The sequence below is a fragment of the Rhodohalobacter mucosus genome (genome assembly GCF_003150675.1).
Classification (GTDB): domain Bacteria; phylum Bacteroidota; class Rhodothermia; order Balneolales; family Balneolaceae; genus Rhodohalobacter; species Rhodohalobacter mucosus.
Map to the genome: position 1 here is coordinate 254,160 of NZ_QGGB01000006.1, position 24,707 is coordinate 278,866.

A 24,707-nucleotide genomic window follows, 5' to 3' on the forward strand; every position below is an offset into this window, starting at 1 on the left:
CTTCTCAGGGCGTACCCGTTATTCATGACCGGTGGCGAATAATTGCCAGCGTGCAGCGCGAGATGCAGACCAGTTTTCCGGACTCCGTCTCAATCCGGGTTTCCCACACCTGGGTTTGCGCACCGCGGTGAACAGGTCTGGCAATACCCCTTACGGTGCCGCCACTGCGTACCGCTTTAATGTGGTTTGCATTGATTTCGAGTCCGACAGCTGTTTTATCATCCGAATCCAGGTTCAGCCATGCCCCGATCGAGCAGAGGGTTTCTGCCAGGGCAACGGAAGCCCCGCCGTGCAAAATGCCAAAGGGCTGAATGGTGTTTTCATTTACCGGCATCTCCGCGATCATCTCATCACGGCTGATTTTTGTGTATGCAAAACCCAGTGCGTCACCCATCGTTTTTTTGCTTTCCGGAAAAATCATTTCTGCTTTATCCCTGATTGCCTCTTCGATGTAAATACGATTATTCTTTTCCATGATACTGATGGCTCCGGGTTTTGGATGGTGATTGAACTTGAGGGAAAAGTAGAACTTTTTATTCAACAAATTTTTAAAAGTCCGCGCAAAGTGTAAATTAATAGGGTAACAGTGTTAACCTGAGCCTGAATGCCTTAAAAACCGCTTTTTTATAATCATGAGTGAAACCAAAATGACGCTTCCCGGTTTGCTTTTCAAGGGCCTGGATAATCACCCTGAAGGCTTGTTCTCTTCCACTAAAAGAGACGGCACCTGGCATGAAACCGATGTAAAATCATTTCGTGAAAAAGTCCGGAATTTCGCTATGGGTCTGTACGATCTGGGGGTGAGACCGGGCAATAAGGTTTCCATTCACTCTGAAAACAGCACGGAGTGGCTCGTTTGTGACCTGGCTGTTCTCTCTCTTGGAGCCGCTAACGTACCGATCTATACCACACAGCCCGGCAACCAGATCAAATATATTCTGGAAAACTCCGACAGTATTGTTCATATCGTGTCAAACGACGAAATGTTTGCGGAGACCAAACCTCTTATTAAAAGCATCAAAACGGTTAAGGCGGTAATTTCGATAAGAGAGTCATCACATAAAAAACTTAAGCGGTTTGAGGATATTCTCGAAAGGGGCAAAAAAGTGAACGAGGAAAATCCGGATTTGTTCGACTCACTTCGAAATGATGTTGAGCCGGATCAGGTCGCCACGCTTATCTACACCTCGGGGACAACCGGTATGCCCAAGGGAGTGATGCTCACTCATAATAATATCGCTTCCAATGTGCTGGCATCCCTTGAAAGACTGCCATTTGATATGAGCGAATTTCATGGACAGCGCCTGCTCTCATACCTTCCCTTGTCGCATGTTTTTGAACGGATGATTGACTACATGTACATTCGCATGGGATGCAGAATCTATTTTATAGAAAATATTGAAGAGATCCGGGATGATTTTCTCTACGTGGAACCATTCTTCCTTGCCACCGTACCGCGCCTGCTCGAAAAGATTCATACTGGGGTCAAGGTCAGGGGACAGGAGATGAGCGGCCTTCAAAAAAATATTTATTATTGGGCTATCTATCTTACCGAATCCTACGATCCTGAGCATCCACCAACCGGACTGGCTGCAGTAAAGCACCGGATTGCAGATAAGCTTGTGTACAGTAAAATCCGTGATCTGTTCGGAGGCAACCTGCGCGGGATGGTAAGCGGTGGAGCTGCGCTATCGCCGGAAGTTTTCCGCTTTGGTAATGCCATCGGGCTTATCGTGGTACAGGGCTATGGGCTGACTGAGACGTCACCCGTGATCTCTGTTCAAACGCCTAAGGACATGAGGGTGGGGAGCTCCGGCAAACCGCTCCGCGATGTGGAGGTTAAAATTGCGGATGACGGTGAGATCCTTACCCGCGGACCGAATGTGATGAAGGGATATTACAAGGATGAGGAGAAGACGAATGAGGTGATCACCTCCGACGGCTGGTTCAAAACGGGGGATATCGGCGAGCTGGATGAAGACGGAAACCTTTTCATTACAGATCGTAAAAAATCGATGTTCAAGCTTTCGACCGGCAAGTATGTGGCCCCGAATCACGTTGAGGGTGAAATTTCGGGCTCGGGTTTTATCGATCAGATTGTTGTGATCGGATATCAGCGTAAATTTTGCTCCGCCCTGATTGTGCCTTCTTATGATAATGTGAAGAAAAGACTGAAGCGTGACGGTTATGATCCGGATGAGCCGTACAGCAAGGATCCGAAAGTGCGTGAGCTTATTCAGAAAGAGGTTGACAAGCACAACCAAAACCTGTCTCCATGGGAAACCGTCAAGAAGTTTGTGCTGCTCGAAGAACCCCTGACGATCGACAGCGGCGAGCTTACTCCAACCATGAAGGTGAAACGACCGGTTGTTCTCGAAAAATACAAAGAAGAGATCGAATCGATGTATGAAGAGGAGTAGGGAAAAGGGAGTATTGAGCAATGAGTATCAATACACATTAATATCAAAACCTTGAGGATATGGCGTACTGACAGTTTCTGAATAGAATCGCGAACCATTCTCACGACTCAAGACACAAGACTATAAAAACATGACTCAGGACTCAGAAATCAAGACGAATAACAACATTCAAAACGTTCTCATTCTAGGTGCAGGGGTGATGGGCAGCCAGATTGCAGCTCACTGCGTTAATGCAGGACTGAACGTGAAACTGCTCGACCTGAAGTCGGACGACCCGCAAAAGCCGAATAAAACAGCTGAAGAGAGCATTCAGAAGCTCACCAAAATGAATCCCGCACCACTGGCTCTTGCGGAGTGGGCGGACAGAATCACTCCCGGTAATTTTGAGGATCATCTCGACTGGGCCGCCGACGCCGACTGGGTGTGCGAAGTGATTGTTGAGCGGATGGATGTAAAGAAGGATATGATGGGAAGGCTTGAAAAAGTTCGCAAGCCGGGAACCATCGTAAGCTCAAATACTTCCGGTCTGCCGATCTCCGATATCAGCGAGGATGTGTCGGATGAATTCAAATCACATTTTCTGGGTACTCACTTTTTTAACCCTCCACGCTATATGAAGCTGCTGGAGGTCATCCCCACCGCTTCCACCGATGATGCCGTTACGGAGTATATGACGCGCTTTTGTGAAAGAATCCTGGGCAAGGGGGTGGTGCGCTGCAAGGATACACCCAATTTCATTGCGAACCGGATCGGCGTATTTTCCATGGCTTCTATCATGCCGTGGTTTTTTGACGGCTCTTTTCGCGCCGAAGAGATCGATTTTCTCACCGGTACCCTAACGGGTTACTCCAAAGCGGCCACCTTTCGAACCGCTGACATGGCCGGCCTTGACGTGCTGAATCATGTAGCAGAGAATCTCTATCCGGCCGTTCCCGATGATGAGCGGCGGGAGCTGTTCAAGGTGCCGGAAGGATTCAAAAAAATGGTGGAAAAAGGCGCCCACGGAAATAAGAAGGGCCATGGGTTTTATAAAAAAGTAAAAAGTGAAAATGGCAAAGAGTATCTGGTAGTGAATCCTGAGACCCTGGAATATGAGTCACAGAAAGATGTTCAATTTGAATCGGCCAAAGAGGCAAAACAGAAATTTAAAAGCCCCGGCGAGCGCCTGAAGTATCTGGTTAAACGGGACGATAAAGCCGGTAATTTCCTCTGGAAAATACATTGTGACCTTCTCCTTTATGCAGCAAATCGGATTCCTGAAATTACAGAGTCGGTAGAGTCGATCGACCGTGCAATGCAGTGGGGATTCAACTGGGAGCTGGGGCCGTTTGAGAGGTGGGACGCGATCGGTGTGGAAGAGTCGGTTAAGAGAATGGAGGATGAAGGACGTGATGTGCCCGAATCCGTGAAAAAGATGATTCAGAGCGGCCGAAAATCCTTTTACAAGGAAGACGGCACGGTATATAACCTTGTAACCGGAAAGGCTGATCAGCTGACTCCGCCAGCCGAAGGCGCTCTTACGGCTGCTATGCTAAATAGAAACGATAAGGAGGTGTGGGGCAATAAAAGTGCGGGTCTCTACGACATGGGAGACGGAATCGCACTCTTTGAGTTTCGCACCAAACAGCAGACGCTCGGGTTTGAACTGGTGGAATCGGCTGAAAAGGCCGCTGAAATCGTCCGGGACCGGTTTGATGCGATGGTGATCGGTCATGACCATGAAAATTTTAGCTACGGTGCCAACCTGGCCGAGGCAGGCGAAGCGCTGAAAAGCGGAGATGAAGCCAAAATAAAAGAAGCCGTCGACAACTTTCAGCGCGTGGCGGTGGGACTGAGGTATCAGCCGTTTCCCGTAATCGGTGCCGTATCCGGAAGATGCTTTGGAGGCGGTGTCGAATTTATGATGCACTGCGATAAAGTGGTTGCCCATCATGAGTTCTACTGCGGTCTGGTAGAGCTGGGTGTGGGACTGATACCGGCCGGAGGAGGAACCAAAGAGCTGCTGTATCGATCGATGGATAAAGTGAATGAAGATGAGGATGCCGATCCGCTGCCGTACCTCAAAGATGCGTTCAAAACCATCGGTATGGCAAAGGTATCCGATGGTGCCCCAAAGGCCAAAGAACTCGGCTATCTTCGGGATACAGACATGATTGTAATGAACCGGGACCTTCTTCTTGCAACGGCAAAACAGCAGGCCCGCGCCATGGCAGACGCCGGGTATCGTCCGCCTGCGGAACCGAAAATCAAACTGATGGGTCAGACCGGAATGAGCGTTTTGGAAGTAACCCTTTACATCATGACCGAAGCAAAATGGGCATCCCCGTACGATAAGGTGCTTGCAGGAAAAGTGGCCCGGGTAATGACCGGCGGCGATCTGAGTGAACCGCAGGAAGTGCCCGAATCATACATTCTGAAACTGGAGCGTGAAGCGATTCTGGAATGTTTTCAGGACGAACGAACGCATAAGCGAATGGAGCATATGCTGAAGACGGGGAAACCGCTTAGGAACTAGATATGGTTATAAGGATAATGGTAGATGGTCAATGGATGATTTGATTCCAAAAAAATTGTAAGGGCAAATAAGTTTTCGGTTCATACAGGTAGTTAGTAGGAATAAATACTGGAGAACCATGAACAACTTTAGAAAATTGAAAATCTGGAAAAAATCGATTGACCTGGCAACAGATATTTATGATGTCACAAACCAATTTCCAAAAACAGAAAGATACGGAATAACATCACAGATTCGGCGCTCAGTAGTATCAATAAGTTCAAATATTGCTGAGGGGGCTGGAAGACATTCTCAAAAAGAATTTTCTCATTATTTGAATATTGCAAAAGGATCATGCTATGAACTTGAGACTCAGCTGTTAATATCAAGAAATCTCAAATTTCTCAATGCAGAGTCATTCACTGAATTAGAAGCAGAATTGGTTAAAATTGAAAAAATGATCTACACGGTGATAAAAAAAATAAATCAAAGTTGAGATTGTAGATAGTCCATTGACTATCTACCATTTACCATAATCCAAAATTGTAACCATGACTCAAGACTCAAGACTCAAGACTAAAAAAGAAGAAGTCGTAATCGTCGCAGCGAAACGAACCGCGTGCGGGAAGGCCAATAAAGGATCTCTGCGTTTTAAAAGGCCCGATTCACTGATGGGTGAAATTATAAAAGATCTTATGAATACTGTCTCCGGGGTGCAGCCTGAAATGATTGATGATGTAATCGTTGGCTGTGCTTTCCCGGAGGGCTCGCAGGGGATGAATGTGGCTCGTCAGTCGGTTTTCCTGGGCGGATTGCCGGATTCCGTTCCCGGTATGACGGTTAACCGGTTCTGCTCTTCAGGGCTGCAAACCATTGCAATGGCAGCCGAGCGGATAATGGCCGGAGGGGCGGAGATCATGATTGCAGGCGGTGTAGAGAGCATGAGCCAGGTGCCGATGGGAGGGATCTCCTTTCAGCCTAATCCGGAACTGACCAAAGAACGTCCTGAGGTGTACATAAACATGGGTCTCACTGCTGAAAACGTTGCGGACAAATACGATGTAAGCCGTGAGGACCAGGATGAATTTGCCTTACAGAGCCATCAAAAATGTATCAAAGCGTGGGAAGAGGGATATTTTGATGAACAGATAACCCCTGTGGAGGTGCTGCATAAATACGTGACCTCCGGCGGTGATGTGGAGGAGGAGTCTTTTAGATTTAAACAGGATGAAGGTCCCAGAAAAGACACCAGCCTCGAAGCGCTCGGCGGCCTGAAACCGGCGTTTAAAACCGGCGGATCGGTTACTGCCGGAAACTCCTCGCAAATGAATGATGCCGCCTCCGGCGTTCTTGTGATGAGCCGTAAAAAAGCGGACGAGCTGGGACTGAAGCCTCTGGCAAGATACCGTGGATTTGCCGTGGCCGGCGTGGCACCGGAAATTATGGGAATCGGTCCCGTGGAGGCCATTCCGAAAGTGCTGAAGCAGACCGGGCTGAGCCTGGATGATATCGACCTGATTGAGCTCAATGAAGCGTTTGCAGCACAATCTCTTGCAGTGATCAGGCAGGCAGGCCTCGATGCCGATAGAGTGAACATCAACGGAGGCGCAATTGCTATGGGGCACCCGCTCGGTTGTACCGGCGCCAAGTTAACTACCCAGATTCTTCACGATCTGCATCGTTTGGATAAGCAATACGGCATGGTAACCATGTGCATTGGCGGCGGCATGGGTGCTGCGGGGGTATTTGAAAGAATATCTGAGTAAGTTTGGGAGATTTAATAAAGGCAGGTAGTTAAAAAGTCCCATCTTGCCCCGTAGGGATGCCTATGGCAAGAGGGGACAGAGAATGGGAAGAGCGCAAAGCGCAACTTCACAAACTCAGGGGTGTGTTAGTCAGTGCTCCGAAATTATAATGGACACACCCCTATATCCCCTCTCTAGAGGGGACTTTAGACTTCCGAATCAAAACAGAAATTTTACTCACGACTCACGACTCACGACTCACGAATAAAACCATGTTCAAAGAAGACACCCTACAAGACGAAGTCATTCTCATCACCGGCGGCGGGAGCGGTCTGGGACTCTCCATGGCGCATAAATTTGCGGAGCTGGGAGCCGATATTGCAATCTGCGGCAGAACGGAGAAGAAGCTGCAAGAGGCCACGGAAGAACTGAAGGAGCATGGGACAGACGTGCGCTGGTACTCCGTGGACGTACGGGACTATGAAAAAGTGGGAGAGATGATTGAATCCATTGTAAGTGATTTCGGGAAATTGACCGGACTGGTAAATAACGCTGCCGGAAACTTTTTGAGCGCCTCCGAAGATTTGTCACCAGGCGGATTCAAGGCCATTGTGGATATCGTATTGCACGGCAGCTTTAACTGCACCCATCATTTCGGCAACTATCTGATCGATGATAAACGGGAGGGCAATATTCTCAATATCGTCACCACGTATGCGGAGGATGCGGGGTCAGCGTTCGTGCTGCCTTCGGCCTGCGGCAAGGCGGGTGTGCTTGCAATGACGCGTTCGCTTGCCTTTGAATGGGGCACCTACGGAATCCGAGTGAATGCCATTGCACCGGGACCTTTTCCGACCGAAGGGGCATGGACACGCCTCTTTCCCACCAAGAAATTTGAGAAAAAATACCTTCAGAAAATTCCTGCCGGCCGGTACGGGGAACATGAAGAGCTGGCCAATCTCGCCGCCTTCCTGATGAGCGACCTGGCTCCCTATATTACGGGAGAGTGCGTAACCATCGACGGCGGTGAGAAGCTTTCTGCGGGGCAATTCAACTTTATTGACGGATTGATGGGGCGAGGGAAGCTGAAGGCAATATTCAAAATGATGAAGAAAAAGGGGTGATGCCCTTGGGTATTGTTCATGAGTTTGCAGGGCAGCAGAGCTCCGGAAGGCTGTGGCTCAGCGGAGCTGATCCACAGGGTAGATCTGATCCACTGGGGATTACCATTTCTCCATGTGATTGCGGACTTTTTCGACAATACGGGCGGTAAGGAGCGCATCGTAGGGTGAGAAAATAGATTCCCGCTTCATCTGAATGGACTTTATAAATTGCTGCAAAGCCCATTCAGCGGTGTCTGATGGATCAAACGCTTTTTCCTGAACCGTGATGCGCTTATTTTCATTAACACGGTATGCCTTCATTTTCTGAGTGAGCACGTTGCAATCGATCAGCGTTTGCTGATCCGAGAAGAGGCGCTGATGGCGCTCTTCCTGGCTGAAGCCGGAAAACTGTATGGATGCGACAGATGCATCTTCAAAACGCATTGACAGGCTCAATCCAAGCGGAGTACCCTCCAGAATCACAGGTTTGGCTTCGATCCTGTGAACGTTTCCTCCCATCCATTTTACGATGAACGCTACCTCATCGGTCCAGTGATGATCAAACATCTCCTTGTCGATGGTGTAATTTAGCGGCCGCACCTCCTTTTTGATCTGAATAAGATCCGGCTTTTGGATCTGTTGTCGGATCCATTGGGTGGACGGCGTGATGGAGGGCCAGTGAGAAAACTGTACGGTTACTCCCGCTTCGGAGGAAATGTGATAGATCTGTTCAAGCTTTTTGATATCGACCGGAAGCCTGGAAACCAGAAAACTATTGAGACCCGATCGAATTGACTGATCCAGAAGATGCAAAGATGTTTTCGGATCGTCTTCAACCAATATAACCGTGCGAAGATTCTGATCCTCAAAAAGGGAAGATGAAAGGATGACCTCCTTAATAACAGAGAGCTTGCGAAGGTGTTTTTCCCACGCGGAGGCCCTGCTCTTTTCACCTATTACGGCAACTTTCATGACGTTCATCCGGTTTGTGAATGTAAAAGATGCTGAGCCGGACGAAACTATCCAAATAAATCCTTCAAAAGGGTTAATCCGGCATGATCAGTGCGAGAATAAAGTAGAGGAGTACCATGGACCCGACGGAGGAGAAGACAAGAATTAGAAAAATAATCCGGATGATGGTAGAATCCCACCCCAGGTACTCTGCGATACCTCCGCAAACACCTGCAACCATCTTGTCTGTATGTGATTTTCTGAGCTTAGCCGGCATGTTGATGTCCTTTAGGAATAGTTTTTGTGAACGTTCAGGTATCAATACGGCAATATTGACGGTGTGTTTCAAAAATAATGAAAAAAAATTTCAAACCGTTTCAATCCATCATGTCGCGTTTCTACCAGAACTGCAAGTACAGCTATATTTGCACAGGAACTGACGAATCGTTCTGAAAGGATGTTAAGTCAGAAAAACGGCATAAAAAAAGCGGAACCCCTTGGCAGGACTCCGCTTCCTTTCCGTATGCTGTGGCTCAGCATGTTAAAAATTCAGATCAATCTTTTGTGCACGATATCCAACGAAACTGACGGTGGCATGTGTTGCTTCAGACGAAATATTTGATATGGTAAATTCTCCATCCACATTTGTCGCGGTTCCGCGATTTACTCCGTCAATAACGATATTGGCACCTGCCAGGGGTTGTCCCGTGGTTCCGTCCACCACGGTTCCGGTAATGGTGGATCCGTTATGATTCATCCTGACGGTCATATTTCTGCCAATAATTTCAGGTTCAATAGAAGAAGAAGTTGATCCGGAGCTCGGGTTGTAACCGCTTACGGTTATTTCACTTAGAGAATTCTGATCGTTTATGGGTGTCTGTTCCGGGGTGTTTTCACTTCCCTGCAGCTTAAAAAATATGGGCAGGGAGTACTGAACGCGCACCGGCCGGCCGCGCTGCATGCCGGGCTTAAACTTGGCCTCTCTTACCACGCGCAGAGCCTCTTCATCAGCACCGCCTCCGATGCCGCGGATCACCTGAGGATCTTCCACCTCACCCTGTTCATTGATTACAAACTGTACGTACACGCGTCCTTCAATGCCCGCTCTGCGAGCCATTTGAGGGTAGCGGATGTTTCTCTGAAGTGTTTCCAATCCACCTATTAGCTCCGGCATATCTTCCACCACAACGAAGAAATCCTCCTTAGGTCCGGATTCGCCATTTTGAATGGTAAGTGAGCCGGGTGTAACCGGATTCATTCCCAGTGCTTTCAGCGTATTGTTGTATGATTCCGCATCCAGCTTGGTTTTAACCTGAATGACCCCTTTTTCACCGCGGGTTCCGAATTTTTCCACAGCCTCTTCTCCTTTCCATACATGGATAGACTCTATGTGCCTGGGTTCAAGCATTTGAAGCTGTTCGAGTTTGCTTTCATGCCGCTCGGCCTGCTCCTCCTCACTCATGTAAATAATTATTTCATGAAACCCCTTCTCTCCGGTCCGGTCCACGTTGGTCATGAGGTCGAGCTCTTCCTCGTCGAACACGCTCTGTGTCTGCATGTCGGTACAGGCCATTACGATGGCGGTCGACATGAAGATGGCGCCCAGAACAGCCATGCTTGTTCGTTTGGGAACCGGGTGATCGTTCTTGTACTGAGTAATCATTGTGATCCTCTTTTTTAGGTTGGATGATTCCTGAGCCATGTTTACGGAAAGATGCTTTTCAAGATTAGGTGATGGAATCAGCTCCAGCAGTAGGGAAGCGTACTCCTTACGGGATACGGTTTTCTCGTTCAGGACCAGACGATCGCACCTCATTTCGCGATACTCAACCAGTTCGTGCTTGAGCCTGTGCACCAGCGGATGAAACCAGAACAACGCTTCGGTAAGCATCACCAGCAAATGTGTCGCAAAGTCTTGCTCGTGAATATGCGTGAGCTCGTGCCGAATGGCCAGGTTCATCTTCCCGTGATTCTTTTTGAGTGATTCCGGAAGGAGTATTACCGGATGACGCTTGCCAAAGGTAACGGGTACAATCTGCTGATGGATAAAGCAAACCGATACCGGCCGCTGAATAGCCTTCAAAAGCCCATGATTAATACTGCTCAACCCATCTGTTTTTGAAAGGGGTGCAAGTGAGCACCGATTCCGGAGATGATTCAGGCGGAAAAAATTGATTAAAAACCGGCAAATTGTCACCAGAAGGCCGGAAGCAAGTACGAGCACTACGGCAAGATAGAGCCAGTAGGTGAGCGGCATCCCGGAATCCGATTCCGCAGGTGCGAGGCTGAATTCAATGGGGGCTGACACTGAAATAATTTTCAGCGCTGCCTGCGATGCCGACGGGGAGAGGTATGCCGACAGATACTCTACCGCAATTAATAACAGAAAACCTACCGGCAGGGAAAAAACAAGCGCCAGGCGGGTATGGTACTGATATTCAGGCTGTATCCTGTCGGTTGATTTCAGAATCAGCCAGACGGCGGACCCGATCGTTGTCCATATCAGGAGTGGCAGCCATGCGGCTTTCAGCAGATTTTCGCCTGCAAGTGCAAGGTCTAATGCGATGTTTTCCATTGGATCAGTCTTTCAGTTTGTCGATCATCTTCTTGATCTCGCTTCGTTCCTTTGCAGAGAGTTTTTCATTTTCTACAAGCGCCTGAACAAGATCTTTGGGTGAACCGTGAAATACCTTGTCGACGAGCCGGTCTACCAGGTTATAGCGAACATCTTCAGGCTGTATGGCTGCACTGTATATATAGCTGAGCCCTTCCTTTCTATATTTCAGATATTTTTTGTCAGAGAGATTTTTCATGACTGTCATAACCGTTGTATAGGCAACGTTTCTGTTCTCCAGAATCCGTTCACGGACTTCGGCTACCGAGGCTTCCCCCAGTTCCCAGACATGATTTAGCACTTCCATTTCAGTTTCACCGAGGGGTGTAAGTGATTTACGCATAGATGTTTTGGCTTGTGAATGTTGAATTTGCGCCTCATCTGCAGGTTGAGGTACAAAGGTGTGGTATGAATGACTTAGTACTAATAACTTAGTAAATAAGATAAAAAGCAAGTCTCTTTAAAAAATATTCGGAACGCCATCCAGCGTGAAATGCTTGTGAGTAGTGATCTAAACCAATGATTCTTTATCCAATGAGCAGAAACTATCTGAAGCACATCGACGGCAATATACCCAGGGCAGACCTGAACCTGAATGATCATTCTCGTGCTGTATTTGTTCTGCACGATCAGCTGAATCTGAAAGTATGGCCTGAATGGGTGAGAGAGGAAAAGCCGCTTCTGGTGTTCATGGAGAGCAACGAGAAGGGCAATGAAATACCTCATCATAAATTGAAGGCAGCGTACATTATCAGCAGTATGCGGCACTTCGCGCTTGAGTGTCATGATGAGGGGTTTCCGGTGCTATATCACTCTACGCAGGGGCATTTTGACGATGGACTTAATGAACTGCTGGAAGATTTTGAAGGAGAGCTGACCTTTATGACACCCTCTGAATGGGATACCCGGCAACGCCTGCGGAATGTTCGCGAATCTTACAGCGAAAGAGTTCAAGAAATCCCAAACGGGTTTTTTATTGCTGATGCGGATCAGTGGAAGGATAAGATTGAACCCGGGTACCGGATGGAGTACTTCTATCGCGACATGCGAAGAAAAACCGGTTATCTCATGAATGGTTCGGAGCCCGAGGGAGGGGAGTGGAATTATGATGATCAAAACCGGGAAAAGCTGCCTGATAAAGTTCAGGTTCCGGATATTGAAACCATTGAAGCGGATGATGTTACGAAAGAAGTAATAGAAATGGTTGAGCACTACTTTCCCGATCATTTCGGTAATCTCGACAGGTTTCCATATGCCGTACAAAGAGATCAGGCTCTGGCCCTGCTGGAACAATTTATAAATGAGAGGCTTGATGAGTTTGGCCCTTATGAAGACGCTCTGAAAGCGGGAAACCACACCCTGTTTCACTCACGTCTTTCACTCTATCTGAACAACGGCCTGCTGCTTCCCCGGGAAGTTTGTGAGGCGGCCATCGAGGCATATGATGCCGGAAATGCACGGCTCAATTCGGTGGAGGGATTCGTCCGGCAGATTATAGGCTGGAGAGAGTATATCAGGATATACTATGAAGCGATGATGCCCGGGGTGCGCGATGCAAATCACTTTGACTTTGAGGAAAAACTGCCCGCTATGTATTGGTCAGGGGAGACAGAGATGAAATGCATGGAGCAGTGCCTGAAGCCGGTGATTGACGAAGCCTGGTCGCACCACATTCCTCGCCTCATGGTGCTGAGCAACTTCAGCAACCTTACCGAAACGGATCCCCGTGAACTCAACCGGTGGTTTCATCTGGCCTACGCAGACGCCTATGAGTGGGTGGAACTGCCAAACGTACTCGGCATGAGCACCTTTGCAGACGGTGGTGTTCTGGCATCCAAACCGTATGTTTCAAGCGGTAATTACATCAATAAGATGAGCGATTACTGCAAAAAATGCCGGTACAGTGTCACAAAAAAGACGGGGGAAAACGCATGTCCCTTTAATTACCTCTACTGGAATTTTGTGGACAAACAGCGCGACACATTCAACGACAGCGGCCGCGTAAACTTTATGGTGAACATGTTCGACAACAAAAAGTCGGATGATGAAAAAAAAGCGATCCGGGAATCGAGCGAGAAGTTCCTGGAGGAGTTGAAGAGGTAGGTTTGGGAACTCAAAGGTGGACACTCATGAACAAACCCATCAAACCACAATCCCCACACTTCTATCAGAAATAAAGATCATAAATTGTTAACTTCGCTCTGCAGAAATGAATCAGTCAGAATGAGCGAAAAAATTAGCGACGTCACACTTCGAACGAAAGGAATTTTACCTGTCCAAAAGTTAAAACTGCTGGTCGAAGCCGGGATTGTATCCGGCGTGGAGGGGCACCCTATTGAAGAGAATCAGTTTCAGCCCAACTCTATCGATCTGAGGCTTGGAGAAACCGCCTATCGCGTTCGCAGCAGCTTCCTGCCTGAAAATGAGACGGTTCAGCAGAAGATTGATAAACTGTACCAGTACTCGTTTTCCATTACGGACGGTGCCGTGCTGGAGCCAAACTGTGTTTACATCATTCCGCTTCTCGAAACGCTGAATCTGCCCGATTCGCACTATTCCTCACAGAAAAAACTTTTTAACGGTTCCGGAACAGGTGATCTGCGGCTGATCTCTGCCGAAAATCTCACAGCAAAAGCGAACCCTAAAAGCACCACCGGCCGCCTGGATATCTTTACAAGGGTCATCACCGACTATTCACACCGCTTTGAGGAAATTGAACCCGGTTTTGAGGGAAATCTCTACCTTGAGGTGGTTCCCAAATCCTTTCCTATCCGGGTCAGAACAGGGCAGAGGCTGAACCAGCTGCGCGTACGGCACGGTCATACCGTACTTTCTGATCAGGAAATTTTGCGCGTACACAGTTCGGATCCACTGCTTTTTGATGAAAACGGGGAGCCGATGGACGTTCATTCGGTGAAAGTTAACAACGGTCTCTTTTTGAGTGTAAACCTTCATGGTGATGAAAATGATATTCTGGGTTACAAGGCGAAGAAGCATCGCGATATGATCGACCTGGACAATATCAACCACTACGAAATTTCCGATTTCTGGGAGCCAATTCTTGCCGGTAGTGATGAGCATCTGATCCTCGAGCCCGAAGCGTTCTACATATTTGCATCGCGGGAAAGATGCCGCATACCAAAGCATCTTGCGGCAGAAATGGTAGCCTACGATACAGGTTCGGGAGAGCTTCGGACCCATTATGCGGGCTTTTTTGACAGCGGATTTGGCGGAACGGCTGAAGACGGTGGTGCCCGTGCAGTACTCGAAGTGAGATCCCATGACGTACCCTTCCTGATAGAGCATGGACAGACCTTTTGCAGCATGGTGTTTGAACCCAACAGTGAAATCCCTGAATTCATGTACGGAAACGATATAAAGAGCAACTATCAGGGACAGGGGCTGAAGCTGGGCAAACACTTCAGGCAGAAATAGCAGAGGTAAGCGAATGTCAGTAAACCGGTGTATTTGTCACGACATTTCGTTTGGTGAGATCAATCAAATTGCCGCGGGCAAAAATTTGTGTACAATCGAAGAGCTGCGGGAAGAAGAGATCTGCAGTACGCAATGCAGATTATGTGAACCCTACATCCGGGCCATGCTTAAAACCGGACAGACTTCTTTTGAACCCGGTTTGATTCCCAATACAGGCCGGAAACGATGAATTTGTTTTACGCAAAACCTGAGCACATCCACCGGCCTTTACTACAGCTGGAAGGCGGTGAAGCAGATCATGCACTTAAAGTACTGCGCTACAGAAAAGGGGATGAAATTCATGTTACCGACGGGGAGGGCATCCATTACACCGCACAAATTACTGAAACCGGAAAAGGGCATCTGATTGCGGAAATCACTGAAGAACGGAGCGCAGCGGAGCATAAACCGAAGGTGATTATTTTGATCGGACTTATCCGGAAACGCGACCGGCTTGAGTATGCTGTTGAGAAGTGCGTGGAGCTGGGTGCGGATCGAATTCTGCTGTTCAGGGGCGATCACTCAGAAAAGCAGAACGTGCGTATGGATAGAATTGAAGCGACCGTACTCTCTGCAATGAAGCAATCTTTACGGTTAACGCTGCCGGACTGCCAGCTGTATCAGAACTTGTCGGATGCGCTTAAGGCATCGGGTAAGGGTAAACTGATTATGGCTGATGAGACCGCGGATGATCAGCAGCAGAAGATAACAGAATCACCTTCTAATGAGGCCTTTCGGCTTATTGTAGGGCCGGAAGGCGGGTTTTCACGACAGGAGAGAGATCTTCTGGATCAGGCGGGGGCTGCGGCTTACTCTCTGGGACTGAACAGACTGAGGACGGAAACAGCTGCTGCAGTGATGGTTGACCGATTCACCAGAACGCAACGGTAATGAGCAGTCTTAATCGAAAGAGTCCGTATTAAAACCGGCTGCAGCTTGCTGCTGAGCGTAAACCTCCAGCTGTTCTACTTCATCCCATAGCTTCATGGCCTCCTGAAGCGTCTCATTAAAAGCATCGTTTACGATCGGGTAGAAGTATTCATTACCCCAAACCTGACGGGCCAGTTCCGCTTTGAGCCTGCCGTGATTGAGGGTAACCAGATCGTCATACGTTTCGCGGGACAGTTTCAGGATTTCATCATCCTCTATAACCGGTTCTGAAACGTCATCTGAAAATTCCATACCCTGCTCTTTCATCATGGTAAGGAACATGGCCTTGTCTTTCTGGCTCCACTCGAAATTGTTTCGGAAATCCTGAAAATCGCTCTCCCAGCGGCTGCGAAATGACTCTCCCTGCTGATCGAGATAATCGCGCACAAAGTTGAAGTCAACCCTGTTTACCAGCATGAAATTGAAAAGATAGGGTGACCGGGTTGTATCCTCCTGAATGATGAAGTCGGGCACAATGCCGCCTCCGCCGAGCACTGGGCGGCCTGCGGAAGTCTGATAGTGAAGCGAATCGGGAACCTCATCCCTGAAATACTTGATATCCATCGAGGCATCGGTTGAGCGGTGATGGATCTCGTACGCATAGTCTTCATCGCTTCCGTTAAACGGTTTCTGAATCAGCCGGCCGGAAGGCGTCAGGTACCTCGATATGGTAACCCGGATATTGCTACCGTCAACCAGTCCGTACTGCTGCTGAACAAGGCCCTTGCCGAATGTTCGGCGTCCTACGATCAGACCCCGGTCGTGATCCTGAATGGCGCCGCTTACAATTTCACTTGCAGAAGCGGATCCTTCATTTACCATAACAATTACTGGAGTATCCTTGATAGATCCGTCTCTGCGAGATACAACTTCCTGATTAAAACGGGAGTGACGGCTTTGGGTTGAAACAATTTTTGTGCCGCGAGGGAAAAATTCTTCAGAAATGGCGATCGCCTGGCTGAGATATCCGCCAGGGTTGTTGCGCAGGTCGAGCATGAGCCGGTTCATTCCCTGCTGCTTGAGATCATCCAGCGAGGCGAGAAATTCATCGTGCGTGGTTGCCGCAAACCGGTTGATTTTAATATAGCCGGTTTCTTCGTCCAGCATGTAGTGCGTATCAATGGTGGTTAGCGGAATATCATCCCGTACAATCGTAAGATTAAAAGGATTGGAGCTGCTGGGCCTCTGAATTTCAACATCAACGGAGGTTCCTTTCTCACCGCGCAATTTTCTCATTACATCTTCATTGGTGTAACCGATCGCGCTGCTGTCGTTGATGGAGATGATGCGGTCGCCCGACATTATTCCAAGCTGGTCGCTTGGGCCGCCGGATATAGCGGTAATAACGGTTATAGTATCCTGAATGATATTAAACTGGATACCAATACCCTGAAATTTTCCTGCAAACTCCTCCTCAATTCGCTCGCTGTCGTCTGCCTCGATATATACAGAGTGGGGGTCGAGCGTGTTCAGCATGGATCTGATGGCTCCTTCCGTAAGGCTTTTCATATCAGCTTCAGGATAGGTGTTGGCAACATACAGGTAAGCTTCTTCAAAGCTATTGTAGGAGTCCCTTAGATTGTTGATTTCGGGAGAGGCCGTGGTGTCGATCGGTGTTCCCTCAATATCCATTTCCGGTTTGTCCAGCCCCTTTACAATTCCGACGATGCTTCTGTTGTATAGGTAGGAGAGGTTTGTATCTCCAAAGTAGTTATCAATTACTCTCCTTTGAACCTGAAGATATTTGTGCAGGTTATCCTGATGAACGTCATTTGATACAATTACCTGGTCGATACCGGCAATCCAGACGGATGAAAGGATGAAAAGCAGTGCAATTTGCGGGGCAATAAACTTTTTCACGGACATCAATTTTTTATCTGTTTGGAAGAGGTAACGCTTCTTTTAACGAAACAGTATAGCAAGACAGCGGTAGAAAAACCACAATCCTGCTATCTATAACGTGAGATTTGTAAAATCGTTTCTTGATGCCGGAAATCAATTTCTTTTTTTACAAGATATAATGACTCAGGTCTTTGTTTTTCACAAGGTCACTGAGCTGTTTTTCAACGTAGTCTTCATCAATTGTAATTTCACCGCTGCTGATATCGTCCGGCACCGCAAAAAGCAGTTCTTCAAGCAGTGTGGAAAGAATTGTATGAAGCCTTCGTGCACCGATATTTTCAACGGCCTGATTCACTTCGGCAGCAATTCTGGCAATTTCCCGGATTGACTGTTCAGTAAATTCAACCGTAACACCTTCGGATTCAAGCATTGCCTGGTACTGCTTGGTGAGGGCATTTTTGGGTTTGGTGAGAATATCGAAGAAATCATCTTCCGTGAGTGAATTAAGCTCAACACGGATAGGAAACCTGCCCTGAAGTTCCGGTATGAGGTCGGAGGGTTTGGAAACATGAAAAGCACCGGAGCCGATAAAAAGAATATGATCGGTTTTAACAATTCCGTGCTTGGTGTTCACCGTGCTGCCCTCTACGATGGGAAGCAGGTCGCGCTGTACACCCTGGCGGCTAACTTCGCCGCCACCCTTGCTGCTGGCTGACGAATCGCTGGCCACCTTGTCAATTTCGTCGATAAACACGATACCCTGGTTTTGAACACGCTCAAGTGCTTCCTGAACGGCGGCTTCGTGGTCGATCAGCTTTTCGGCCTCCTGTTCAAGCAGGATTTCCCGCGCTTCACTGATCGGTACGGTTCGTTTTGTCTTGCGCCCGCCTCGTGAAAGGTTGCCAAGCATATCCTGAAGATTCACACCCATCTCCTCCATTCCCTGAGGTCCGAATACCTGCATCATGGGTGTTTTTTTGGAATCTACCTCAATTTCAACTTTACGGTCTTCCAGGTCGCCGTTGCGCAGTTTTTCCCTAAAACGTTCTCGGGTACGTTCATTCAGTTCCTGGTCGGAAGCAGAATCCGGGTTAAAGCCCACTTCTCCGGATGAACTGTTAACGGAGGAGGAGGATTTTTTTCTGACCGGCGGTATCAGGATATCAAGGATTTTCTCTTCAACCACAGAGGCTGCCTTCTCCTTCACACGCTCCTGCATCTCCAGTTTTACCATATTTACGGCAATATCGGTGAGGTCACGGATCATGGATTCCACATCACGGCCAACATAGCCGACCTCGGTAAATTTGGAGGCTTCCACTTTGATAAACGGTGCACCCGCAAGTTTTGCCAGCCTTCGTGCAATTTCGGTTTTTCCAACACCGGTAGGGCCGATCATCAGAATATTATTCGGTATAATTTCTTCCCGGATCTCCTCATCGGCTTTCAATCTTCTCCAGCGGTTTCGCAGTGCGATTGAAACCGACCGTTTCGCTTCTTTCTGGCCAATGATGTATTTGTCGAGTTCTGCGACAATCTGTCGCGGTGTCAGGTTCTGTTGTTCAATTAATTTCATGGTACTTCTCGTTTCGTAGGTACTTACCTAATTTTCAATTTCAAGTATGGAGAGATTATGGTTGGTGTATATGCAGATGTCAGCTGCAATATGCAGTGCTTTCTCAACAATCTCGCGGGCTGACAGCTCCGGTGCGTTCTCCTTAAGTGCGCGAGCCGCCGCCAGTGCATAGGATCCGCCGCTGCCTATGGCCAGAATCTGGTCATCCGGTTCAATAACATCTCCCTGTCCGGAGATCAGCAATGGTGTGTCCTTATCCATTACTACTAAAAGAGCTTCAAGTTTCTGAAGAAACTTATCTTTTCGCCACTCCTTAGCCATCTCGACGGCAGCCCTCTGTAAATTTCCATTGTAGCTGTTCAGTTTCTCTTCGAATTTCTCGAAAAGGGTGAATGCGTCTGCTGTGGACCCGGCAAAACCCGCCAGGATGGTACCATTTTGTAATTTCCTTACTTTTTTAACGGTGGCTTTCATCACGGTTTTATCGAGTGTAGCCTGCCCATCGGCTCCAATGGCTACATCACCGTTATGAATAATTCCAAGCACAGTTGTAGCGTGCAAATTCCTGAGATTTGTCATTTTTCTGGTGTCGTTTCAAAAATATTAACGTGCAAATGCTGATACAGCGGTAGCAGTTATCAATCAATTACCCTGCCGGGCGGGACGTTTCGGTCTTTTTGGCATGTTTCTTCGACCGTCACCGTTTTTGTCATCTTTTGAGTAGTAGTCGAGCGTATCGCCGTTGTTTTCATCTGTATCAATCTCCTGAAGCTGTTTATCCTGGGCAGCAAGTATCTTGTCGATCGATCCGCCCTGCAGTACCACGTCGGTGATCTCCAGATCAGAGCCTGCCAGTGTGGCTTTAAATTCGTTCAGAGATGTATTTTCATCAGCCACGAACGTAATCTTCACTTTGTATTTCCACATCCATTTCAGTCGCTGACTAATCGGTCCGCGGGTGAGGAAGGATTGAAGGTATGGGTTCACGTAGATATCGGCCGCGCGGTAGTCGGTACTGTATTTGAATTTGCTGATCCACGACTCAATGTCGGTAATGATCGTATCCTGGCTCACCACGGAGCCTACACCACCGCACATCGGGCAGACTTTAGAAACGGAATTGACGACGCTGGGGCGGATTCGCTGCCTTGTAATCTGAACCAGTCCGAAATCGCTCATGCCGATAACGTTGGTTTTGGCACGGTCTTTCTTGAACTCTTTTTTCAGTTCATCATAAATCTTCTTGCGGTTTTTATCGTCGCGCAGGTCTATAAAGTCAACAACGATAATCCCGCCGATATCACGCAGACGCAGCTGCTTGGCAATTTCACGCGCCGCTTCCAGATTCGTTTTAAGAGAGTTGTCTTCCTGTCTTTCTTTTGCGGCGTAGGGCCCTGAGTTTACATCCACCACATACATCGCTTCAGTCTGTTCAAAAATAAGGTACCCGCCGGACGGCATGCGCACCCTCGGACTGAAAATAGAGTTTACATCATGTCCGATGTTCACATGATCGAAGACATGATCCTTTCCCTTGTAGAGCTGAACGGATGGAAGCATTTTAGGGGCAATCTGTGATACATAGCTCTTCACCGATTTATAAAGCTGATAGTCGTCGATCAGTACTCTGTCGTACTGTTTCGCAAAAAGATCGCGTATAAGGCTTTCCGTAATATCCAGATCCTTGTAGAGCAGGGTAGGGGGCTTGGCCGATTCCAGTTTATTGAGAATTCGCTCCCATTTTTTCAGAACCGTACGCATGTCGTCTTCAATAGACTCCTTGTCCTGTCCCTGGGCAACTGTACGTACAATCACGCCAAATCCGTCGGGCAGCATGGAGCCCACAATACTCTTCAGGCGTTTGCGCTCCCTTCCCCGGTTAATTTTCTTGGAAAGAGCGATGTATTCCCCCATGGGAATAAGAACCAGGAAACGGCCCGCAATTGTGATATCTGTGGAGACCCGCGGACCTTTTGAGCCAATCGGTTCCTTTACAATCTGTACCAGCAGATTTTGATTGTTTCTGAGCAATTTGCCGGCCAGGATCTGCTTTTCGTTATTGGAGAGCTTATCAAACTTTTGAAGTTCTTTATCGGCGCTTTTGGAAATCGCACCCTCACCATTCATCATCTTGATATAAGACCCCAGGTGATCACCTGCATCGGAGAAGTGAAGAAAGGCATCCTTCTCCATCCCAAGGTCGATAAACGCAGCTCTTATGCCGCTCATCACCTTGTGTACTCTCGCTAAATAAATATCACCAACTGTGCGCTGGTTGTCTTCAGATTCTATAAATAACTGGGCAAGTTCCCCGTTTTCCAAAAGTGCTACCCGGGTCTGTTTGCCCGAAGAATGGATAATAATCTGGTTCTTCATGTATGCTTAGAAATTTCATCAGCAATTCGCTAAGCCTGCATTTCACCGTCAAAAAAATCTGGACAAACCTGAAATAATGGGTGGTACTCTCCGGCGGATTGTCAGCAGAAGTGGCTGAGCGAGCTGCCTTGCTGTTATAATTCTTGTTAAAAACCGTATGAGATGTATGCACAGCCCTTTCTGCCGAAGCAACAGGGTGTTCCTGGGGGCGGGAGACCGCTCCTGCAAGGAATAAGATGTGGGAGATAATATTTTGCAAACTACTGTATAACAATGGTTTCAGTAAATATGTCTGAGTTTGGCATACAACATCAAATTGTAAATAAATATAGCAGAAAGTTATCTAATAATTAAATATTGAATCGCTTCCAGCCAATTTAGTACAGCGTTATGTGAAAAACGCGTCAGTCTCTATTCTGAATGTCTTTCCACGGATGCTCCGGCCGCATTGAGCTTCTGCTCCAGATCTTCATATCCGCGGTCGAGATGGTACACGCGGAGCACTTCCGACCGGCCTTCGGCAGCCATCGCGGCCAAAACCAGGCTGACGCTTGCACGAAGATCCGTACTCATTACCGATGCACCGGCAAGAGGGGTTTTACCCTCAATCGTCACGCTGTTCTTGTCTACCTTCAGATTTGCGCCAAGCCTGTTCAATTCAGGAACGTAGCTGAACCTGTCAAAGTATATGGTGTCGGTAACCACACTTTTTCCTGAAGCCTGGGTCATTAACGTGGCCCATTGTGCCTGAAGATCGGTGGGAAATCCGGGATAGATCTCTGTCTCTATGGATACCGGATTGATATTGGGCGCAGATACGATGCGTATTTCATTGCCGATGTATTCTGTATGGACACCAAGCTTATCAAAGAAGTCCGGAAAGGTGCCCAGGTCGCTAGGGTTGCAGCCCGTCAGAGTGAGATCAGACCCGGGATGCATGGCAGCTGCGATCATAAAGGTTCCGGTTTCGATACGATCGGGAGAGTTGAAAAATTCAACACCCTGAAGCCGCTCTACCTTGCGGATAGTGAGCTGATCGGTTCCCACGCCATCGATATCGGCACCCATTTTCCGAAGCATGGAACACAGAAGCACCACATCGGGTTCTTTGGCAGCGTTTTTAATCACAAATTTTTCAGCGCGTTTTACAGCGCCCAGAATAAGGTTTACGGTAGCTCCCACACTGCTTGGCTCGAGTGTAAACTCTCCGCCTTCCGTATATTCACCGTCCATGGATGCGACAACATATCCCTTGTCGAGGTCAATATTTATTCCCATCGCTTCAAAACCTTTCAGATGGAGATCCACCGGCCTCGGCCCCCAGGCACATCCTCCCGGCAGGGATACTTTGGCTTCTCCGGCTCTTCCCAGCAATGCGCCCAGCATATAAAAGGAGGCTCTCATTTTTCTTACCAGGTCGTAAGGCGCCTCAAGAAAGCTTAGATTTTCGGGGTCTATGGTAAGCCGGTTGTCGTCATCCGAAAAGTCAACACGCGTTCCCGTAACCCGAAGAACGTTGTTGAAGGTATAGATGTCGTTGAGTTTTGGAATGAGCCTCAGTACAGATGGGGAATCGCCCAGAAGGGCTGCGGCCATCAGCGGCAGCGCCGCATTTTTTGACCCGCTTACAGGTATGGTTCCTTTCAGCGGGGTAGGCCCCTCAATAATGAATTTATCCACGCGGTTCTATTTCTAAAAGAGGTTGATTTTTTTCTACGTTGTCGTTCGTTTTCACATCCACTTTAACAACTACGCCATGAGTGGGAGCCTTAAGCTCATTTTCCATTTTCATGGCTTCCAGGATAATCACGGAATCTCCCTGTTCAACCTCATCACCTTCACGAACCAGCAATTCCAGTATCTTTCCGGGCATGGGGGCATTGAGGGTTCCGGCTGATCCTTCAGCCTGCGTACTGAATCCCATCTCTTCAAGCAGGAGATCCTTCTCATCCAGCACGTCTGTTTCAAGAAATTTTCCGTTGAGTGAAAACGAAACCTTTCGGCCGTCTGTCTCTATGTTATCGATTCGATAGAGTTTGGTTCCGGTTCTGAACAAAATTCTGCCATTTTGGTTCTTAACCAATTCAAACGGGATGTTTTCACCGTTAACAATGGCCGATGTACGATCATCGCTTATGGTCACTTCAAACGACTGGTTACCGATGGTGCTTTTATATTGCATGGTGCTGAATACTCTTTAATCCAAGTTTAGTGGCTTTAAAGCGAAACTGATCAATATGATCCGAATCGTAAAATGCGGATGGAACCCTCTTGTAGCCGCCATGGTCATCATAAACTTCAATGTATCCGTGATTAATAAGTTTGATCAGATCATCACGAACAGCGCCGGAATTGAGTCCGGTTTCGCTTAGTATCAGTGAAAAATCTTCAGCAAAAATAAGAACCCTCAGAATGGACAGCTCAGACTTTGTCAGTTTTGTTTTTAACATATAAAAATAAGATAGAGTCTCAGATAATGAATGACAAGATGATGAACCGGCGCAGGTGCTCACGCAGTCTGTTCACAGCAGCATAAAACCCGGATCGTGGCTCTCTCTGATTAATCATTCGATTCGAATGTCGCCGTACGTGATCACATTTTCATTAAGGTCGGTAATCACCACCCTGTAGAGCCCCTGAGGATTTTCAGGAAACTCGGAAATAAGTGTGGGTTCAAGTGAAATCACATCAAGGCCCGGGGGCAGCGGATTTCGAACATCATTATCTATGGGCCGCACATTACCCGATTCATAGAATACAAACACCCGCAGGCCCGACACAGATTCCACACCGGTTACAATACGGTTGATCCGGACCAGCTCGTTTGTAAGAACAGGATTCGGATATGCCGGGTCAATTTCAATTACACCCTGAAAAAAGGGAGCTACTCTCCAGTCGTCAGAGTCGCGGCTGATCACATTTCCGGTTGCATCGGTTTGAGTTATGCCCTCCGGTATGCTGAAGGCTGCGCGTTCAAATTCACGCTGGTCGCTTGAACGGTTACAAGCCGATGCGGTAATCAGAACGGTGAAAAGCACAATGGAAAAGGAAAAAGACGGGTTGCGAAAAAAAGAAATCATCAGTTTCGGATCTGTTCGGTCTGTGCGAATGTCCTCTGTATAACTTTAAAAAAGCCTGTAAACGGATTTGTTTAGATTATACAAAGCTTAAGAAAAAGTCGT

The 24,707-nt window shown here is 47.9% G+C and carries 21 protein-coding genes; 8 read left to right on the forward strand and 13 right to left on the reverse strand.

All coding sequences use genetic code 11. The features are described from left to right. Positions 1-22: 22 nt before the first annotated feature. A complete protein-coding gene (locus DDZ15_RS08815; RefSeq protein WP_242978961.1) occupies positions 23-475 on the reverse strand; it encodes a hotdog fold thioesterase in 453 nt (150 codons plus the stop codon). Between the two features lie 157 nt (positions 476-632). On the opposite strand from DDZ15_RS08815, the gene DDZ15_RS08820 reads away from it, so the two are divergent. From DDZ15_RS08820 to DDZ15_RS08840, 5 genes are all read left to right on the forward strand, one after another. Beyond that, a complete protein-coding gene (locus tag DDZ15_RS08820) occupies positions 633-2,420 on the forward strand; it encodes an AMP-dependent synthetase/ligase (protein WP_109646722.1) in 1,788 nt (595 codons plus the stop codon). Positions 2,421-2,550: 130 nt separating this feature from the next. Continuing rightward, the gene (locus tag DDZ15_RS08825; protein WP_242978963.1) at positions 2,551-4,935 is read left to right on the forward strand and encodes a 3-hydroxyacyl-CoA dehydrogenase/enoyl-CoA hydratase family protein; all 2,385 of its coding nucleotides are present in this window, start codon (positions 2,551-2,553) and stop codon (positions 4,933-4,935) included. Between the two features lie 118 nt (positions 4,936-5,053). After that, a complete protein-coding gene (locus tag DDZ15_RS08830) occupies positions 5,054-5,410 on the forward strand; it encodes a four helix bundle protein (RefSeq protein ID WP_109646723.1) in 357 nt (118 codons plus the stop codon). 55 nt (positions 5,411-5,465) lie between these two features. Then, positions 5,466-6,680 (forward strand): thiolase family protein, encoded by a 1,215-nt coding sequence (locus tag DDZ15_RS08835; RefSeq protein WP_109646724.1) that lies wholly within the window; start codon positions 5,466-5,468, stop codon positions 6,678-6,680. Between the two features lie 251 nt (positions 6,681-6,931). Then, positions 6,932-7,783 (forward strand): SDR family oxidoreductase, encoded by an 852-nt coding sequence (locus tag DDZ15_RS08840; RefSeq protein WP_109646725.1) that lies wholly within the window; start codon positions 6,932-6,934, stop codon positions 7,781-7,783. Between the two features lie 99 nt (positions 7,784-7,882). Here the strand turns inward: DDZ15_RS08840 and DDZ15_RS08845 are convergent, their stop codons facing one another. The 4 genes from DDZ15_RS08845 to DDZ15_RS08860 form a co-directional block, all read right to left on the reverse strand. Beyond that, positions 7,883-8,734 carry a hypothetical protein gene (locus tag DDZ15_RS08845; RefSeq protein ID WP_109646726.1) on the reverse strand — a complete coding sequence of 284 codons (852 nt, stop codon included), beginning with the start codon at positions 8,732-8,734 and terminating at the stop codon, positions 7,883-7,885. Positions 8,735-8,807: 73 nt separating this feature from the next. After that, positions 8,808-9,062, reverse strand: a complete 255-nt coding sequence (locus DDZ15_RS08850; protein ID WP_278336126.1) for a PspC domain-containing protein — start codon at positions 9,060-9,062, stop codon at positions 8,808-8,810. 192 nt (positions 9,063-9,254) lie between these two features. Then, positions 9,255-11,288, reverse strand: coding sequence for a TonB family protein (locus tag DDZ15_RS08855; RefSeq protein ID WP_109646728.1), 2,034 nt, complete (start codon positions 11,286-11,288; stop codon positions 9,255-9,257). Between the two features lie 4 nt (positions 11,289-11,292). Beyond that, on the reverse strand, positions 11,293-11,670 hold the full coding sequence (locus DDZ15_RS08860) for a BlaI/MecI/CopY family transcriptional regulator (RefSeq protein WP_109646729.1): 378 nt from the start codon (positions 11,668-11,670) through the stop codon (positions 11,293-11,295). Between the two features lie 191 nt (positions 11,671-11,861). Here DDZ15_RS08860 and DDZ15_RS08865 point away from each other — a divergent pair, with 191 nt between their 5' ends. From DDZ15_RS08865 to DDZ15_RS08880, 3 genes are all read left to right on the forward strand, one after another. After that, complete coding sequence (locus tag DDZ15_RS08865; RefSeq protein WP_109646730.1) at positions 11,862-13,430, forward strand: cryptochrome/photolyase family protein; 1,569 nt, start codon at positions 11,862-11,864, stop codon at positions 13,428-13,430. Between the two features lie 120 nt (positions 13,431-13,550). After that, positions 13,551-14,762, forward strand: coding sequence for a 2'-deoxycytidine 5'-triphosphate deaminase (locus DDZ15_RS08870; protein WP_109646731.1), 1,212 nt, complete (start codon positions 13,551-13,553; stop codon positions 14,760-14,762). 225 nt (positions 14,763-14,987) lie between these two features. Continuing rightward, a complete protein-coding gene (locus DDZ15_RS08880) occupies positions 14,988-15,692 on the forward strand; it encodes an RsmE family RNA methyltransferase (RefSeq protein ID WP_109646733.1) in 705 nt (234 codons plus the stop codon). A gap of 9 nt (positions 15,693-15,701) precedes the next feature. Here the strand turns inward: DDZ15_RS08880 and DDZ15_RS08885 are convergent, their stop codons facing one another. The 8 genes from DDZ15_RS08885 to DDZ15_RS08920 all read right to left on the reverse strand — a co-directional run bounded on the left by DDZ15_RS08885 (position 15,702) and on the right by DDZ15_RS08920 (position 24,605). After that, complete coding sequence (locus tag DDZ15_RS08885; protein WP_109646734.1) at positions 15,702-17,597, reverse strand: S41 family peptidase; 1,896 nt, start codon at positions 17,595-17,597, stop codon at positions 15,702-15,704. 142 nt (positions 17,598-17,739) lie between these two features. Further along, the gene (gene hslU / locus DDZ15_RS08890; RefSeq protein WP_109646735.1) at positions 17,740-19,149 is read right to left on the reverse strand and encodes an ATP-dependent protease ATPase subunit HslU; all 1,410 of its coding nucleotides are present in this window, start codon (positions 19,147-19,149) and stop codon (positions 17,740-17,742) included. A 27-nt stretch (positions 19,150-19,176) separates the two neighbouring features. Further along, on the reverse strand, positions 19,177-19,728 hold the full coding sequence (hslV, locus tag DDZ15_RS08895) for an ATP-dependent protease subunit HslV (RefSeq protein ID WP_109646736.1): 552 nt from the start codon (positions 19,726-19,728) through the stop codon (positions 19,177-19,179). A gap of 63 nt (positions 19,729-19,791) precedes the next feature. Next, a complete protein-coding gene (locus DDZ15_RS08900; protein ID WP_109646737.1) occupies positions 19,792-21,525 on the reverse strand; it encodes an Rne/Rng family ribonuclease in 1,734 nt (577 codons plus the stop codon). A 411-nt stretch (positions 21,526-21,936) separates the two neighbouring features. Next, positions 21,937-23,205 (reverse strand): UDP-N-acetylglucosamine 1-carboxyvinyltransferase, encoded by a 1,269-nt coding sequence (gene murA / locus DDZ15_RS08905; RefSeq protein ID WP_109646738.1) that lies wholly within the window; start codon positions 23,203-23,205, stop codon positions 21,937-21,939. Next, a complete protein-coding gene (locus DDZ15_RS08910; protein WP_109646739.1) occupies positions 23,198-23,707 on the reverse strand; it encodes an acyl-CoA carboxylase biotin carboxyl carrier protein subunit in 510 nt (169 codons plus the stop codon). Before DDZ15_RS08910 ends, murA begins: the two co-directional genes overlap by 8 nt. Continuing rightward, positions 23,697-23,975, reverse strand: coding sequence for a hypothetical protein (locus tag DDZ15_RS08915; RefSeq protein WP_109646740.1), 279 nt, complete (start codon positions 23,973-23,975; stop codon positions 23,697-23,699). The genes DDZ15_RS08910 and DDZ15_RS08915 overlap by 11 nt, the downstream gene beginning before the upstream one ends. A gap of 114 nt (positions 23,976-24,089) precedes the next feature. Then, positions 24,090-24,605: a hypothetical protein gene (locus DDZ15_RS08920; protein ID WP_109646741.1), complete on the reverse strand. Its 516-nt coding sequence runs from the start codon at positions 24,603-24,605 to the stop codon at positions 24,090-24,092. Positions 24,606-24,707: the final 102 nt, after the last annotated feature.

What these genes read in the sequence shown, in the direction of transcription:
- DDZ15_RS08825 (WP_242978963.1), top strand. Translation starts at nt 2,551, where the DNA reads ATGACTCAGGACTCAGAAATCAAGACGAATAACAACATTCAAAACGTT.
- DDZ15_RS08920 (WP_109646741.1), bottom strand. Translation starts at nt 24,605, where the DNA reads ATGATTTCTTTTTTTCGCAACCCGTCTTTTTCCTTTTCCATTGTGCTT.
- DDZ15_RS08820 (WP_109646722.1), top strand. Translation starts at nt 633, where the DNA reads ATGAGTGAAACCAAAATGACGCTTCCCGGTTTGCTTTTCAAGGGCCTG.
- DDZ15_RS08845 (WP_109646726.1), bottom strand. Translation starts at nt 8,734, where the DNA reads ATGAAAGTTGCCGTAATAGGTGAAAAGAGCAGGGCCTCCGCGTGGGAA.
- DDZ15_RS08855 (WP_109646728.1), bottom strand. Translation starts at nt 11,288, where the DNA reads ATGGAAAACATCGCATTAGACCTTGCACTTGCAGGCGAAAATCTGCTG.
- DDZ15_RS08830 (WP_109646723.1), top strand. Translation starts at nt 5,054, where the DNA reads ATGAACAACTTTAGAAAATTGAAAATCTGGAAAAAATCGATTGACCTG.
- DDZ15_RS08915 (WP_109646740.1), bottom strand. Translation starts at nt 23,975, where the DNA reads ATGTTAAAAACAAAACTGACAAAGTCTGAGCTGTCCATTCTGAGGGTT.
- hslU (WP_109646735.1), bottom strand. Translation starts at nt 19,149, where the DNA reads ATGAAATTAATTGAACAACAGAACCTGACACCGCGACAGATTGTCGCA.
- DDZ15_RS08880 (WP_109646733.1), top strand. Translation starts at nt 14,988, where the DNA reads ATGAATTTGTTTTACGCAAAACCTGAGCACATCCACCGGCCTTTACTA.
- DDZ15_RS08840 (WP_109646725.1), top strand. Translation starts at nt 6,932, where the DNA reads ATGTTCAAAGAAGACACCCTACAAGACGAAGTCATTCTCATCACCGGC.
- DDZ15_RS08815 (WP_242978961.1), bottom strand. Translation starts at nt 475, where the DNA reads ATGGAAAAGAATAATCGTATTTACATCGAAGAGGCAATCAGGGATAAA.
- DDZ15_RS08835 (WP_109646724.1), top strand. Translation starts at nt 5,466, where the DNA reads ATGACTCAAGACTCAAGACTCAAGACTAAAAAAGAAGAAGTCGTAATC.
- DDZ15_RS08870 (WP_109646731.1), top strand. Translation starts at nt 13,551, where the DNA reads ATGAGCGAAAAAATTAGCGACGTCACACTTCGAACGAAAGGAATTTTA.
- DDZ15_RS08910 (WP_109646739.1), bottom strand. Translation starts at nt 23,707, where the DNA reads ATGCAATATAAAAGCACCATCGGTAACCAGTCGTTTGAAGTGACCATA.
- hslV (WP_109646736.1), bottom strand. Translation starts at nt 19,728, where the DNA reads ATGACAAATCTCAGGAATTTGCACGCTACAACTGTGCTTGGAATTATT.
- DDZ15_RS08860 (WP_109646729.1), bottom strand. Translation starts at nt 11,670, where the DNA reads ATGCGTAAATCACTTACACCCCTCGGTGAAACTGAAATGGAAGTGCTA.
- DDZ15_RS08865 (WP_109646730.1), top strand. Translation starts at nt 11,862, where the DNA reads ATGAGCAGAAACTATCTGAAGCACATCGACGGCAATATACCCAGGGCA.
- DDZ15_RS08900 (WP_109646737.1), bottom strand. Translation starts at nt 21,525, where the DNA reads ATGAAGAACCAGATTATTATCCATTCTTCGGGCAAACAGACCCGGGTA.
- DDZ15_RS08885 (WP_109646734.1), bottom strand. Translation starts at nt 17,597, where the DNA reads ATGTCCGTGAAAAAGTTTATTGCCCCGCAAATTGCACTGCTTTTCATC.